The sequence below is a fragment of the Kineococcus sp. GCM10028916 genome, assembly GCF_042674865.1.
In the GTDB taxonomy this organism is placed as follows: Bacteria; Actinomycetota; Actinomycetes; order Actinomycetales; family Kineococcaceae; genus Kineococcus.
Genome location: NZ_JBHTFM010000018.1, coordinates 196,492 through 210,966 on the forward strand (window position 1 = coordinate 196,492; position 14,475 = coordinate 210,966).

15 protein-coding genes and 1 riboswitch are annotated in these 14,475 nt (G+C 72.5%); of the genes, 7 read left to right on the forward strand and 8 right to left on the reverse strand.

The features are described from left to right. Positions 1-52 precede the first annotated feature (52 nt). The 6 genes from ACFQ46_RS19990 (at position 53) to ACFQ46_RS20015 (ending at position 6,099) form a co-directional block, all read left to right on the forward strand. Positions 53-1,240 (forward strand): glycosyltransferase family 61 protein, encoded by a 1,188-nt coding sequence (locus ACFQ46_RS19990; RefSeq protein ID WP_380261350.1) that lies wholly within the window; start codon positions 53-55, stop codon positions 1,238-1,240. A 93-nt stretch (positions 1,241-1,333) separates the two neighbouring features. Beyond that, on the forward strand, positions 1,334-2,344 hold the full coding sequence (locus ACFQ46_RS19995) for an acyltransferase family protein (RefSeq protein ID WP_380261352.1): 1,011 nt from the start codon (positions 1,334-1,336) through the stop codon (positions 2,342-2,344). Between the two features lie 173 nt (positions 2,345-2,517). Next, on the forward strand, positions 2,518-3,639 hold the full coding sequence (locus tag ACFQ46_RS20000) for an acyltransferase family protein (RefSeq protein ID WP_380261354.1): 1,122 nt from the start codon (positions 2,518-2,520) through the stop codon (positions 3,637-3,639). Between the two features lie 68 nt (positions 3,640-3,707). Next, positions 3,708-3,887, forward strand: a complete 180-nt coding sequence (locus ACFQ46_RS20005) for a hypothetical protein (RefSeq protein ID WP_380261356.1) — start codon at positions 3,708-3,710, stop codon at positions 3,885-3,887. 19 nt (positions 3,888-3,906) lie between these two features. Then, the gene (locus tag ACFQ46_RS20010) at positions 3,907-5,151 is read left to right on the forward strand and encodes an amidohydrolase (protein ID WP_380261358.1); all 1,245 of its coding nucleotides are present in this window, start codon (positions 3,907-3,909) and stop codon (positions 5,149-5,151) included. A gap of 48 nt (positions 5,152-5,199) precedes the next feature. After that, entirely contained in the window at positions 5,200-6,099 is a 900-nt protein-coding gene (locus tag ACFQ46_RS20015; RefSeq protein WP_380261360.1) for a diacylglycerol/lipid kinase family protein, read from the forward strand. 51 nt (positions 6,100-6,150) lie between these two features. On the opposite strand, the gene ACFQ46_RS20020 is transcribed toward ACFQ46_RS20015, so the two are convergent. From ACFQ46_RS20020 to ACFQ46_RS20040, 5 genes are all read right to left on the reverse strand, one after another. Then, complete coding sequence (locus ACFQ46_RS20020) at positions 6,151-6,816, reverse strand: methionine ABC transporter permease (RefSeq protein WP_380261362.1); 666 nt, start codon at positions 6,814-6,816, stop codon at positions 6,151-6,153. 1 nt (position 6,817) lies between these two features. Then, entirely contained in the window at positions 6,818-7,840 is a 1,023-nt protein-coding gene (locus ACFQ46_RS20025; RefSeq protein ID WP_380261364.1) for a methionine ABC transporter ATP-binding protein, read from the reverse strand. Then, a complete protein-coding gene (locus tag ACFQ46_RS20030) occupies positions 7,837-8,793 on the reverse strand; it encodes a MetQ/NlpA family ABC transporter substrate-binding protein (protein WP_380261366.1) in 957 nt (318 codons plus the stop codon). Before ACFQ46_RS20030 ends, ACFQ46_RS20025 begins: the two co-directional genes overlap by 4 nt. Before the next feature lie 67 nt (positions 8,794-8,860). After that, positions 8,861-8,971: riboswitch (SAM riboswitch) on the reverse strand. 104 nt (positions 8,972-9,075) lie between these two features. Beyond that, entirely contained in the window at positions 9,076-9,279 is a 204-nt protein-coding gene (locus ACFQ46_RS20035) for a DUF1737 domain-containing protein (RefSeq protein ID WP_380261368.1), read from the reverse strand. Then, on the reverse strand, positions 9,276-9,902 hold the full coding sequence (locus ACFQ46_RS20040) for a hypothetical protein (protein ID WP_380261370.1): 627 nt from the start codon (positions 9,900-9,902) through the stop codon (positions 9,276-9,278). Before ACFQ46_RS20040 ends, ACFQ46_RS20035 begins: the two co-directional genes overlap by 4 nt. Positions 9,903-9,958: 56 nt before the next feature. Between ACFQ46_RS20040 and ACFQ46_RS20045 the strand changes: the two genes are divergently transcribed. After that, positions 9,959-10,462 carry an OsmC family protein gene (locus ACFQ46_RS20045; protein ID WP_380261372.1) on the forward strand — a complete coding sequence of 168 codons (504 nt, stop codon included), beginning with the start codon at positions 9,959-9,961 and terminating at the stop codon, positions 10,460-10,462. Between the two features lie 77 nt (positions 10,463-10,539). On the opposite strand, the gene ACFQ46_RS20050 is transcribed toward ACFQ46_RS20045, so the two are convergent. The 3 genes from ACFQ46_RS20050 to add are packed head-to-tail and all read right to left on the reverse strand — an operon-like array spanning position 10,540 to position 14,437. Continuing rightward, entirely contained in the window at positions 10,540-12,033 is a 1,494-nt protein-coding gene (locus tag ACFQ46_RS20050) for a purine-cytosine permease family protein (RefSeq protein ID WP_380261374.1), read from the reverse strand. Then, complete coding sequence (locus ACFQ46_RS20055) at positions 12,030-13,415, reverse strand: NtaA/DmoA family FMN-dependent monooxygenase (RefSeq protein WP_380261376.1); 1,386 nt, start codon at positions 13,413-13,415, stop codon at positions 12,030-12,032. The genes ACFQ46_RS20050 and ACFQ46_RS20055 overlap by 4 nt, the downstream gene beginning before the upstream one ends. Next, positions 13,412-14,437, reverse strand: coding sequence for an adenosine deaminase (add, locus tag ACFQ46_RS20060; protein WP_380261378.1), 1,026 nt, complete (start codon positions 14,435-14,437; stop codon positions 13,412-13,414). Before add ends, ACFQ46_RS20055 begins: the two co-directional genes overlap by 4 nt. Positions 14,438-14,475 lie beyond the last annotated feature (38 nt).

Consider the following 14,475-nt stretch of genomic DNA (forward strand, 5'->3'; position numbering starts at 1 on the left):
GCCTCTTCCCGATCCGCTGGTCAAACGGCGGTTGAGGTGTCAACCTTTCGCGGTGGATGGACACATCGGCCGGCGGTACCTCGCGGCGAGCGCTGCGAGGTACCGCCTCTGGACCGTGGATCAGTTCGCGCGCGAGGTCCGCGGGACGGCCGTCCGGACCGTGCCGGCCTCCGCCCTGACGACGTTCGGAGCCCGCTACCGCGTCACGGAAACCTCCCGTGACGTGAGGTTGTCGGTACCGGGCCACCTGGACCCCCAGGACCGGTCCGCCCTCCGCCAGCGCGACGTGTCGTCGGTCCCGGAGCAGTTCACGCTGGAACTGCCCGAGGCAACTCTCCAGGGACGTGAGGGCTGGGTCTTCCACCGGGGTCGCCTGGTCGAGGGCATCTGGCAGGAGGACGGTTTTCCCGCCCGTTCCCTGATGCCCCGGTGGCGCCAGGACTCCGCCGTTCGGCTGCCGGGAACCACCGTCTCCCTCCTGCAGCCGTGGTTGCCGAACTACTACCACTGGACGGTGCAGGTCGTCCCACGGATCGTGCGCATCCTCGACCTCCTCGCCGAGCGGGGGGAGGAGGCCGACCGGTGGTTGATCCCCAGTGGCGCTCCGGGGTACATCAGGCAGTGGCTCGACCTCCTCGGCATCCCGGAGGAACGCCGGCTGGGCGTCGAGACCCGAGGGCAGGTCTTCGACGTCGAGCGACTCCTCGTGGCGAGCGTGCCAGGACGCAACCGGTGGGTCTCGCCCTCGACGGTCGAGCAGGTCCGTGCCGCTGTCGCCCACGTCCCCCCCGGCGCCGGCGGCCGGCGGCTCCTGCTCCAACGGGAGGGAGAACGCCGCCGGGTCCTGCTCAACGCACCCGAGGTCGTGGACGCGCTCACCCGGCGGGGCTTCGAGGTCGTCGACCCGGGGGGGATGACCGTGGCCGAGGAGGCCTCGCTGTTCTCCGGGGCCGACCTCGTGGTCGGCGTCCACGGCGCCGGGCTGACGAACCTGGTGTTCTGCCGTCCCGGGGCGACGGTCGTGGAGTTGACCCCGCGCGGCCTCCTGTACCCGACGTTCGTCAAACTCGCTGCGGCAGCGGAGGTGGGCCACCACATGGTGATCGGCACCGAACCCCGCCTGCCGTGGCCGTTGCGCTTCCCGGACGTCGACGCCGACCTCGTCGTGGACGTTCCGGAACTGTCCGCGGTGGTCGACCGCGTCCTGCGCGGGTCCACGCACGGGATCTCCAGCCCGTGATCCGCGGGGCGGCGTTCGGCGGTGGCCCAGGGGATCGGTAGTTCGACGCGCGCCCGGCGGGACCGTCGGCTCCACTCCGACGGAGGAGCACCGGTGCCCGGTCTGCGTGTCACGAACAGCGAGTCGCCGGTGGTGGTGCCCGCCCCGGGCCCGTCGCGGCTCGTCTGGATGGACGTGCTGCGGGGTGCAGCCGTGCTGCTGGTCCTCGTCTTCCACTCCGCGTCGCTGCTGCGCTACGCCGACCTCCCGGTGCCGCGTCCTGCGGAGCTCCTCGACGCGGCGGTGGCCCCCGTCCGCATCCCGTTGCTGGTCCTGCTCTCCGGAACCCTGCTGCCGCGGTCCGTCGGGAAGGGGAGCCGGGACTACCTCCTCGGGAAGTGGCGGGCCATCGCCTGGCCCTACCTGCTCTGGACCGCGGTCTACGCCGTGCTCACCTGGCCCGGCGGAGCGGGACCGCTCACGTGGTACCTGCCGGGGCTCCTCCGTGGCGGCACCTACCTCTGGTACCTCTTCTTCCTCCTCGTGTTCTACGTCGTCGCGCTGCCGTTGCGACGGGTTCCGCGCCTCCCGGCCGCGCTCGGTCTCCTGCTCGTGTCGGAACTCCTGCCGGACGGGACCAAGTACCTCGAACGCCCCTGCTACCTCATGGCCCTCTTCCTCGTGGGCTGGTGGATCGCCGAGGACCCGGCACGACTGCGAGCCGTCCTGAGCTCGTACCGGGTGCTCGTCGTCGCCGCGGTGCTGCTCGTCCCCGCCGTCCTGTGGGCTCCCGACGGGGGGTACGGTCCGCGGTCGATCCTCGCCACCCTCGCGGGAGCGTGCCTGGCGGCAGCGCTCGCCGCCCGGTGCGGCGGCGCGCCGCTGCTGCGGCCGTTGCGCTTCGTCGGTCGGAACTCGGTGGTCTTCTACGTCGTGCACTTCCCGGTGATCTACGTCGTCGTGCACGTCGCGGCCGCGCTCGGGGAGTTCCCCGCGCCCGTGGTGCAGCCGGTCGCCCTCGTCGCGGCCGTGGTGGTGGCGTCGGCCCTGGCGTCGGCGCGCTCACGGTGGCGGGGTGTCGAGTGGCTCTTCACCGCGCCGGGCCGCCCGCGGTCCTCCCGCTGACGACAACGTGGGGTAACGCTTGACTGCGCAGAGTGAATCCTAGAAGGATGCCCCTGCGCGTCCCGGAGCCGGACGCGGCCGCCCACGCCCCTCTCCGCCACGACCCGTCCGGACGCCGCCGCGGGAACCCCGTCGTGCGACGGTGCGTGGCCACCACCGCCGGAGGTCGACCCTTGAGCGATGCCCGACCGCCTTCCCCGACCGCCCACCCGGCCCGCATCGACGGACTGACGGTGCTGCGAGGTGTGGCCATCGGCCTCGTCGTCCTCCGCCACGCCGCCCCGGACGTCTTCGGCGGCGCCGGCATCGTCGGCGTGACGATCTTCTTCGCCCTCTCCGGCTGGCTCATCTCCGGGATCCTGCTGGGTGAGGTGGAACGCACCGGGCGCGTCGACTTCCGCCGCTTCTACCTCAACCGCGTGTTCCGCCTCTACCCCGCCCTCATCGCCTTCGTGGTGGTGCTCGCGCTGGTCGGCATCCTCGCGGACCCGCTCGGCCAGGGACCGACCTGGCGCTACGCGGTCCCGGTGGCCCTGACCTACGTCGCGGACCTCCCCCTGGGGGTGTGGGTGGGCAGTGCCTCCACCCACCTCTGGACGCTCTCGGTGGAGGAGCAGTTCTACCTGGTCTGGCCCCTCCTGATCGTGGTGGCCTCCCGGGGTCGTCACCTCCGCCGCACCCTGGGGATCGCGGTCCTCCTGTGCTGGCTCGCCGCGGTGCTCACCGTCGTCGTCGTCGGTCACGACACCGTCGCCGCCTACTCGCTGCCCACCTCCTGGTTCGTCGCGCTCGCGATCGGCGGGCTCGCCCGCGCGCTCGGCCGGGACCGGCTGACCGCACTGCTCGGAGGTCGTCCCGCGCTCGCGGTCGCCGTCGTCGTGCTCGCCCTGCTCTGCGTCGGGCCCGAACTCAAGGGGAACCCCCTGACCTACCTCGTCGGCGGCCCGGTCATCGCGGTGGCGGCCGTCGTCCTCGTGCTCGCGGCACTCCGCGTCGACACCGTCCGCGGCGTCCCCGGACGACTGCTCCTCGGCCTCGGCACGATCTCCTACGCGGTCTACCTCTGGAACTACGCGATCGTCGTCTGGGCCGAGGCGGTGTTCGCGGACCGCCCCACGCTCCTCGTGACGGCGGGAGCCACCGCGGTGAGCCTCGGCGTCGCGACCGCCAGCTGGTTCCTCGTTGAGCGGCCCGTCGTCCGGGCGCGCCGACGTCACCACGCCCGCTCGAGCGCCCGCGCCCTCGATCTGTCGCGCTCTGCCCCCGGAGTTCCCAGCGCGGCACCACGACCCTGAGCCTCCACCTCCTGCACGGTCCGCTGCTCGGCCTCGGGAACCTGCTGACCCTCGACCGCCCCTGGGGGGTGGGCATCCGGTTCGCCGTGATGCTGCTGGTCGTCCTGCCGCTCGCCCTGGCCGTCAGGTACGAGTTCCACCGCCTCGTGGAACGTCGCTTCACGACCGCTCACCAGGCCCGCCTCCGTGAGGGCGCCCCGGCGGCCGCGGTGGACGTCTCGCAGACCAGGAGTTCCCTCCCGTCCTGACGGCTGCGAGAGTGGCCGGATGCCCGCACCGCACCGTGAACAGGTCTCCCGAGACGTCGCCGTCGTGGGAGGGACGCTGCTGCGGCTGACCCCGGACTGGCACGGCGAGCGCGAACCCGGCACGGTGCTCGTCCGCGACGGCCGGATCGTCGCCGTCGGCGCCCACGTGCCCGTCCCCGCGGACGTCCCCGTGCTCGACGCGACCGGCCGGTTCGTCCTGCCCGGCTTCGTCGACCCGCACACCCACCTCGGCGTCCACGCCGAGGGGGAGGGCTGGCACGGGGCCGACGTCAACGAGAAGGGTGAACCTTGCGGCGCCCGGCTGCGGTCCTGGGACGGGGTCGACCCCCGTGACCAGGGTTTCGCCGACGCCCTGAGCGCAGGGGTCACCACCGTGGCCGTCCTGCCGGGTTCCGCCAACGTGGTCGGGGGACAGACCGGAGCCCTGAAGACCTGGGGGGCCACGGTCGAGCAGATGCTGCTGCGCGCGCCCATCGGGGTGAAGAGCGCGCTCGGCGAGAACCCCCGGAAGAACTCCGGAGGCCCCTCGACCCGCATGGGGATCGCGGCCGCCCTGCGCGACGCCTTCGCTGCGGCGCAACGGTTCAGCGCCCAGCGGATGCGCGCCGCCGAGAAGGGTGAACCCCTCGACCCACCCACCGACCGGGACCGCGACGCCGAGGTCCTCGCCCGGGTCCTCACCGGCGAACTCGTCTGGCAGCAGCACGCCCACCGCGCCGACGACATCGCGACCGCGGTCCGCCTCGCCGAGGAGTTCGGCTACCGGCTCGTCCTGAACCACGTCACCGAAGGCCACCGCGTCCTCGACCTGCTCGTCGAGAAGGGGCTGCCGGCCGTCGTCGGCCCACTGCTCACCTCGCGCTCGAAGCCCGAACTGCGCCACCGATCGCTGAGCGTGCCGGGGATCCTCGCCGGCGCGGGGCTGCGGATCGCACTGACCACCGACCACCCCGTCGTCCCCATCCAGTTCCTCGCCCTCTCCGCGACCCTGGCCGTCAAGGAGGGCCTCGACCCCGACGAGGCGCTACGGGCCCTGACCCTCAACCCGGCCGTGATCCTGGGGATCGACGACCGTGTCGGGTCGCTGGCCCCCGGTCTCGACGGCGACGTCGCCGTCTGGTCCGGGGACCCGCTCGACGTGATGTCGCGCGCCGTGCACGTGGTCAGCGGCGGCCGCTCCGTCTACCGGTGGGACGGGGTCGGCGAGGTGCGCGAGGCGGACGGGACCTGGCGTCCGCTGTGAGGTCCGGGACGTCCGGCACGAGTCGGCGTCCCGGTGCGTTGTGCGGACGTGAGTGGGAACCAGTACCTGGCCGTCGTCAACGCGGGGGCGGGATCGGCGCGGGCCGGCGCGGTCGACGCCGTCGTGCGGGAGCTGCGCCGCCACGGTGACGTGGAGCTCCGCCGCACGGGCTCCCTGGACGACCTGCGCACCGCCCTGCTCGGGGCGGGCGGACGCCGGGTCGTGCTCCTGGGCGGCGACGGCTCCCTGCACGCTGCGCTGCAACTGCTCTGGAACGCGGGGGCGACCCGCTCGGTGGGGCCGCTGGGCATCGTCCCGCTCGGCACCGGCAACGACCTGGCCCGCTCGCTGCGGTTGCCGCTGGACCCGGTCGCCGCGGCCCGCGTCGTCGCCCAGGGGAGTCCCAAGGGGCTGGAGCTCCTCGTCGACTCCCACGACCGGATCACCGTCAACACCGTCCACGCGGGCATCGGGGCGTCGGCGACGGCCAAGGCGCAGCGGCTGAAGCGCTTCCTCCGGGCCGGCGCCTACCCGGTCGGTGCGGCCTGGGCCGGGGTCAGCGCGGGCAAGGGGTTCCGGCTGCGCGTCGACGTCGACGGAACCACCGTGTCGCCGGGGGAGCGTCCCGTCCTGATGGTCGGCATCGGCATCGGCGGCACCATCGGCGGCGGCGCCCCCCTGGTCCCCGGCGCCGACCCGCACGACGGCCTGGCCGACGTCGTCGTCTCCGAGTCCACCGGTCCCCTCGCCCGCCTGGGCTTCGCCGCCGGGCTGCGCAGCGGGGTCCACGTCGAGCGGCAGGACGTCGTCACCGCGACCGGGAAGGTCGTCGAGATCGACGCCGGGTCCGGGACGTTCCGGTTGAACTCCGACGGCGAGGTCACCGACCACCAGAGCTACGAACGGTTCGAGATGCACACCGACGTCTACGAGGTGGTCTGCCCCTGAACGGGAGGACCCCCGCCGTGCGATCACGACGGGGGTCCGGGGAGCCGGGGACTAGCGGCGCATGACGCCGCGGGCGATCCGGTTCCCCAGGAGCTGCCCGACCTGCACGATGATCACGATCGCCGCGACGCTGACGTAGATGATCCCGTTGTCGTAGCGCTGCGACCCGTAGGTGATCGCGTAGTCGCCCAGCCCGCCCCCGCCCACGAGGCCGGCCTGCGCCGACATGTCGACGATCCCGACGAAGATGAACGTGTACCCGAGCACGAGGGGCCCGAGGCCTTCCGGCACCACGACCTTCAGCAGGATCGAGGAGCGCGACGCGCCGACCGCACGCGCGGCCTCGACGACCCCGGGGTCCACCCCGACGAGGCTCTGCTCGACGATGCGGGAGACCGCGAACGCGGCCGCCAGGGAGATGGCGAACGTCACCGCGGTGGTGCCGATCGTCGTGCCCACGACTTCGCGCTGCAGCGGGCTGATGGCCGCCAGGAAGATGACGAACGGGATGGGACGCACCAGGTTCACGACGAAACCGAGGACCCCGAAGACGAGCCGGCTGCCGAAGAGGTTGCCCGGTCGGGTCGCGTACAGCGCGATACCGAGGGCCAGGCCCAGGACCCCGGACACCACGAGGGAGACGACCGACATGAACAGGGTCTGCCAGATCGCGGTCCGGAACACGTCGACGCTGGAGAGGAAACCGTCGAAGTCCACCTCAGACCTCCTCTTCGGCGTGCACGCCGTCGGCGGCGAGAGCGCGGAGCGTGCCGTCCACGTCGGGGCCGCTGAGTTCGTAGGTCAGTGATCCGGTCCGGCGTTCGCGGATCTCCGAGACACCGCCGAAGACCAGTTCCGCGGTCGCGCCGGTTCTCCGGAACACCGAGTCGATGCGCTGCTGCAGACCGGGTTCGTCGGTGATGCGGACGCTCACGAGGCGGCCGGGGTGGTGGGTCCGCAGCCGGGCGAGGGTCTCGGCCGGGGGTCGGTCGTGGGTGGCGCTGCGGACGAACCGCTGGGCCGCGGCCGTCTGCGGGTCGGAGAAGACGTCGTAGACGTTCCCGACCTCGACGATGCGCCCGTTCTCCATGACGGCGACGCGGTCGGCGATCTGGCGCACGGCGTCCATCTCGTGAGTGATGACGATGATCGTCACCCCGAGTTCGGTGTTCACCCGCCGCAGCAGCGACAGGACCTCGGTCGTGGTCTCGGGGTCCAGCGCGCTGGTGGCCTCGTCGGCCAGCAGCAGCGGGGGACTGGTGGCCAGCGCGCGGGCGATGCCGACGCGTTGCTTCTGCCCACCCGAGAGTTGTTCCGGGTAGGCGTGCGCCCGGTCGAGGAGACCGACGAAGTCGAGGAGTTCCGCGGTGCGGGCGTCCCGCTGCTTCGCGGGCACCTTCGCGACCCGCAGCGGGTAGGCGACGTTCCCGGCGACCGTTCGCGAGCGGAACAGGTTGAACTGCTGGAAGATCATCCCGATCTTCGACCGGGCCTTGCGCAGCTCGCCCTGCGAGAGCTTCGTCAGGTCCTGCCCCCCGACCCTGACGCTGCCGGAGGTCGGCAGTTCGAGGGCGTTGACGAGGCGGACGAGCGTGGACTTGCCGGCGCCGGAGTAGCCGATGACGGCGAGGACCTCTCCCTCCTCGACGTCGAGGGAGACGTCGTCGACCGCCGCGACGGACTGGCCGTCGCGGCGGTCGAAGCGCTTGGAGACGTTCTCCAGCGTGACGAGGGCGCTCACTTGCCCTTCGCGGCCTTCGCGTCGGCCTCGACGGTGGCGAGGTCGGCCTGCAGGTCCGCGGCGCTGCGGTCGGAGACGACCGCGTTCGGGTAGTCCTTGGTGAACACCGTCTGCACGGCGGGGTCCTGGAAGAGGGCCGCGAGCTTCAGGTAGGTCTCGTTGTCCTTGTCCTTCGCCCGCGCGGCGAAGATGTTGACGTAGGGCGCGGCCGAGGGGTCGGACGGGTCGTCCTTGGCGATGATGTCGGTCTCCGGCAGCTTGGCGCTCGTCGCGTAGTTCACGTTGACGATCGCGGCGGCGACCGAACCGCTCTGCAGCGCGCCGGCGGTCTGCGAGGCGTCGACGGCGGTGACGTCGACCTTCTTCGTCTCGATGTCGTCGATGGAGGAGAAGGCGTTGCCGCCGTCCTTGAGGGTCAGCAGACCGGCCGACTGCAGCACCAGCAGGCCGCGGGCCTGGTTGATGTCGTCGTTCGGGATGGCGACCTTCGCACCCTCGGGGAGCTCGGACGGGCTCTTCGCCGTGGTCGAGTACAGCGGCAGCGGGTAGATGGCGGTGCCACCGATGGGCTGGATGTCGTCGCCGGCCGTGACGTCGTAGTTCGCCAGGTACTGGATGTGCTGGAACTGGTTCAGGTCGATCTCGCCCTGCGACAGCGCCGGGTTCGGCAGGCTGTAGTCGGAGAAGTTGACCAGGTCGACGGTCACGTTCAGCTTCGACTTCGCCAGGTCCACGTACGTCTTCCAGTAGTCCAGCGACTTGTCGGCCACGCCGATCTTCACGGTCTGGGCCGGGGCGGAACCGGCGGCGGTGGTCGTCGCGGTGTCGTCATTGCGGGTCCCGAGGACGACGGCGACGATCACCACGACCACGACGACGACGGCGGCGACGATCCCGATGAGGAGGCCGCGGCGCTTCGGCTTGTCGGGCAGGGCGGGGGCGGGGCTGGACACGGTGGCACTCCGGTGGTCGAACGGCGGGCGCGCGGCTCGCAGCACCCCGTGATCGACGACGTGCGTTGCTCCGCGCTTGCCGGACGGGGTCGTCCGGCCTGGTCTTCACCTGGGGCACCCCGCCGCGGGGGAGGGTTGCCGGACAGCGAGCCAGGGCTTGTCGCTGTCACTCATGACCGTGGGGGAACCGTAGGTTCCCGTCGTCGAGCCCGTCAAATCGCCCCTGCGCGCCGGTGATCAGCCCGGCCGCGGGACCGCCCGCGTCTCAGCGCAGGCGTTCGGTCACGCCGCACCGCCGTCACCGGGTCGGATCAGGACGTGGGGGAGGACGACGGCCTGCGCGGCGACGGTGCGCCCGTCCGTCGTCGTCACCGACGGGCTGCCGTACAGCACGTAGCCCTCCGCCAGGGCCGCCGTGACCTTCTCGCAGAAGGAACGGTCGTCGGGGCCGGTCAGCAGCCGGTACGTCAGCTTCTCGTCGCTCACGCGTCCAGACTATTCGCGCCCAGAGCGTCGCGGGCGTCCTGCAGGCTCAGCAGGCCCAGGGCGACGTCCGCCAGCGCGTCGCCGAGCTTCTTGTGGTTGGCCCGGGCCCAGCGCTTCCCGTCGTAGTCGGTGGTCGTGCGGCGCAGGGCCTCGAGGCTCGCGCGCAGGTCGCGGTCGAGGCGTTCGCGCAGTTCCCCGTCCGTGGGCGCCTCGGGGCGCAGTGCCTCGCCGTCGCCGTTGCGCAGCTGCAGGAGCGCCTCGTGGTCCAGGCCCTCCTCCCGGGCCCAGAACCGCACCGGCCGTTCGACCAGGTGGTTCCACACCGGGGCCTGCGCGGACCGGAAGAGGACCTGGACGGGGCTCTTCGCCAGTCCGGACGCGTTGAGCCAGAACTCACCGGCCTGCGGTCGGCTGAAGAGCGCGCACTCGTCCTCGGGGAGGTCGACGACGACGGCGACCCGGACGAACGCCGGGTCCTCGCTGTCCTGCTGCAGCCCGAGCAGGGCGCCGAAGACCCACGCCTCCTCGGCGCGGAAGAGGTTCAGCTCGGCGGGCAACGAGTTCGCGTGCTCGCACCCCTGGGCGACGTCGGCGAGCTTGCTGACGGCAGTGGTCCACTTCACGGCAGCATCTTCGCGGGTGTTGCGGGGCCGGCCCCGCGGGGGCCTAAGCTCGCCCGGTGGATTCGACCGAACTGAGGGCCCTGCAGAAGCCGTTGAAGGACGCCTACCGCGAGGACCCGGCCAAGGCGCTGGTCCCCGCGAAGGCCGTGGCGGTGCTGGACGGGCAGTCCATCGGCGTGTCGGTCGACGGGTTCGCGGGCACCACCCGCGCCGGGCTGCACCCCGCCGCCGGGGGCGACGGGACCGAGGCGTGCTCCGCCGACATGCTCTGCGAGGCCGTCGCGGCCTGCGCCGGCGTGACCCTGCGCAGCGTGGCCACCGCCATGGGCGTGGAGCTGCGCAACGCGTCGGTGACCGCCGAGGCGCACTGGGACGCCCGCGGCACGCTCGGCGTCTCGCGCGAGGTGCCCGTCGGCATCACCGACGTCACCCTGACCTTCACGTTCACCTCCGACGCCGACGAGGCGACCGAGGCCAAGATGATCTCGCTGGCCGAGCGCTACTGCGTCATCGCCCAGACCCTGCAGACCCCGCCCAAGGTCTCCGTCCAGCGCGGCTGAGCCCTGCCGGGGGGGATCGTTGACTCCCCGGTCCCACTCGGCGGGACCGGGGAGTCAACGATCCCCGACGGCGAGCGTCAGGCGCGCTCCTCCTGGAGGGCGACGGCGCGGCGCCCGCCGAGGACGACGGCGACGAAGCCGAGGACGAAGGCGATGATCACGCCGAGGCCGGCGTAGGCCCAGTTGCTGTCCCAGTAGCCGTCCTCGCCACCGGTCGGCGGCACCCAGTGGGCCAGGTCGAGCGGGGCGAGGAGGTAGCCCTGCCAGGACAGCCACGACACCGAGCTCGAGACCAGACCCCAGCCGATGAGGGTCGCGACGACCATGGTGATCACCGACAGGCCGCGCACCGAGCCGTAGCGCCCGCGGGAGTCGAGGAGTTCCGCCTCCGCGTAGTCACCGCGGCGCAGCGAGAGGTCGGCGAGGAAGATCCCCGCCCAGGCGGCGATCGGGACGCCGAGGGTGATCAGGAACCCCTGGAACGGCGTCAGGAAGTCCTGCGAGAAGAACGCGATGTAGACGGCCCCGGCGATCATCAGGCAGGCGTCGATCAGGACCGCCACGGGCCGGGGGACCCGGAGTCCGACGTTCAGCAGGGCCAAGCCGGAGGAGTAGATGTCCATGACCGCTCCGCCGACGAGGCCGAGGACGGCGACGACGACGAACGGGACGAGGAACCACGTCGGCAGGATGTCCGTGAGCGCCCCCACGGGGTCCGCCGCGATCCGGCCGCTGAGGTCCTTCGACGACCCGGCGACGAGCGCGCCGAAGACGAGGAGCACGCCCGGGCCGAGCGAGGAACCCAGCGTCGTCCAGAACACGACCCCGCCGCTGGAGGCCTCGCGCGGGAGGTAGCGGGAGTAGTCCGCCGCGGCGTTGGCCCACCCGAGACCGAAACCCGTCATCACCAGGATGAACGCCCCGACGACCGCCGCGGCGTCCCCGGCCGGGAGCGCGTTCACGGCGTCCAGGTCGATGGAGTCGGCCGCGAAGACGATGTAGAGGACCGTCAGCACCGCGGTGACGACCGTGATCCAGCGCTGCATCCGCATGATGACCCTGAACCCGAGGGTTCCGCCGAGCACGATCAGCCCGACGACGATCACGAGGGCGACGAGTTTCGTGCCCGTGCCCCCACCGGCTCCGAGGCGGTCCAGCACGGTCGCCGTCGCGAGCACCGCGACGGCCGCCAGCGACGTCTCCCAGCCCAGTGTCAGCAGCCAGGACACCAACGAGGGCAGGCGGTTCCCGTCGACCCCGAAGGCCGCGCGGGACAACGTCATCGTGGGCGCCGAACCGCGCTTCCCGGCGATCGCGACGAGGCCGACGATCACGTAGGACAGGAACACCCCGGCGATCGAGACGGCCGTGGCCTGCCAGAACGAGATCCCGAAACCCAGGACGAACGAGCCGTAGCTGACCCCCAGGACGGACACGTTGGCGGCGAACCACGGCCAGAACAGGTCGCGTGGCCTGCCGTGGCGTTCGGACTCGGCGACGGTGTTGATGCCGTTCAGTTCGACGTCGACACCGCCCACCCTCGTCTCGGGGGTGGCGGGGATCTCGCTCACGTCGACTCCTCGGGAGGATGGCGGTACCGGGCCGCGGGGTGGTCGGCGGGCAGCCTCGTGCGGCCCGGACCGAAGACCACCTCCCGCAGCGTACGGCCTGGGGCGTCGCGACCGGGTGGTGGCGCCAGCGTGCCCCGCCGACGCAGTTCGGGGACGACCTGCTCGCAGAACTCCACGTAGGAGCCCGGTACGACGAACGGGGTGAAGTTGAACCCGTCGATCCCCGTCTCCCGCACCAGCGCCTCCATGGCGTCGGCCACGTCGCCCGCCGTGCCGGTGAACACGAACTCCCGCATCCCGAAACGCAGGAAGTCGGCGCGCGCGTCGGCCACCGTCTCACCCCGGTAGCGCTCCACCTGGGTCCGCCCGCCCTCGGTGCGGACGTCGGAGAAGTTCCCGCGGGGGTCCAGGGCGGCGAGGTCGATGCCGGTCATCGAGGCGTAGTAGGCGCGGGCGGCCTCCGGATCGACCCAGGACAGGTACTCCTCGAGGCGGGAGCGGGCGTGGTCCCGGTCGCGCCCCAGCACGACCGTGAGTCCGACGAGGGTGCGCAGCGACCCCGGGCCGCGTCCGTGCCGGGCGGCCCGAGCGTGCAGGTCGAGGACCTGGCGGCGCAGCGTCCCGGCGTCGCGGCCCTGCAGGAACACCACCTCGGCGTGGGTGGCCGCGAACTCCCGACCGCGTTCGCTGGCGCCGGCCTGGAAGAGGACGGGGGTGCGCTGCGGGGAGGGCTCGACCTTGAAGTAGCCGTCGGAGCGGAAGTAGCGGCCGTGGTGGTGGACCTCGTGGACGCGACGCGCGTCGGCGTAGCGCCGCGTCGCCTTGTCGTGCAGCACGGCGGCGTCCTCCCAGCTGCCCTCGAACAACCGGTAGCTGAGGTCGAGGTGCTCGTCGGCGATGTCGTAGCGCTCGTCGTGGCGGGGCAGCGGTTCGCGTCCGTGCAGCGCGCTGACCACCCCCGCCGACGTCGTCACGACGTTCCAGCCGATGCGCCCGCGGGTGAGGTGGTCCAGCGTCGCGAACCGCCGGGCGTTCGGGTAGGGGCCCTCCAGGCTCGTCGAGGACGTCACCGCGAACCCGAGCCGGCTCGTCACCGCGGCCATCGCCGGGACCAGCAGCAGGGGGTCGTTGGTCGGCATCTCGACCCCCTGCTCGAAGGTCACGGCCGGGGTGCGGCCCTCGAGCACGGGGTAGCCGGGGGAGTCGGCCAGGAAGAGCAGGTCGAAACCCCCGTCCTCGAGGAGCCGGGCGAGCGACGTCCAGTGCGCGAGGTCGAGGTAGCGGTCGGTGTGCTGCTCCGGGTGGGCCCACAACCCCTGGCTGGTGAGGTTGGGACCGTTGACCTCGAAGGCGCTCAGCAGCAGGTGGTGCGCTTCCCTCACGTGGGGACGCCCGCCGGGCTGCGCTCCAGCCAGTCGAGGAGACCCGCGCCGAGGCGGTGCCGGGTCGCCGGGCTCATGCCCTCGATCCGCAGACCGTGCCCGGCCAGGGCCGCGAGCTCGGTGTCGCTCAGCTTCCACACCTCGCGCGCCACGGCGTACTGGTCGCTGACGCCGCGACCGAACCAGAGCTGGTCGTCGGCGTTGAGGGTGACCCCCACGCCTGCGGCGTGCAGGACCGGGGCGGGGTGCGCGGCGAGCGTGGGGACGATGCCGAGCGCCACGTTGGAGACGGGGGCGACGTCGAGGACGACGCCCTCGTCGGCGAGTCGGCGCACGAAGGCCGGGTTCTCGACCGAGCGGACGCCGTGGGAGATGCGGGTGGCGCCCAGGACGTCGATCGCTTCCGCGACGCACTCCCAGCCGCCCGTCTGCCCGGCGTGCGCGACGACCGGCAGACCGGCTGCCCGGGCCGTCGCGGCCGCCCCGGTGAAGCGCTGCAGGCCCGAGGGTTCCTCGAACCCGGCCGTCCCGAACGCGGTCACCCCGCGGCCGGCGAACTCGGCGGCGACCGCGGCGAGCTCGGCGGCGATCGGCTCGTCCTGGTCGGTGTTCAGCGTCAGGATCGAACCGACCTCCACGCTGTGCTCCCGCCCGGCCTCGCCGAGGGCGTCGACGACGACCCGGGTCACCTCGCGCAGGCTCCCCAGCCGGGGGGCGTAGAGCTGGGGTTCGATCGCGGGTTCGAGGTAGACCACGCCCTCGGCCGCCTCCTGGGCGACGAGCGCGCGGCACAGCCCGGCGAGGTCGTGGAGGTCCGCCACCAGGGCGGGCACCCGGCCGTAGGCCTCGAAGAACGCCCAGACGTCGGACCAGCCCTCCCCGGTGGCGGCGGGACCGCCCCGCACGGGCAGGTCGAGCGGGACGCCACGGCGGCGGGCGAGGGCCAGCACGGCCTCGCGCGGGTAGGACCCGTCGAGGTGGGCGTGCACGTGCACCTTGGGCAGGGCGGTCAGGGAACGCACCCTGCTCAACGTAGGGGCGAACGTGCCACGTGTCGCAC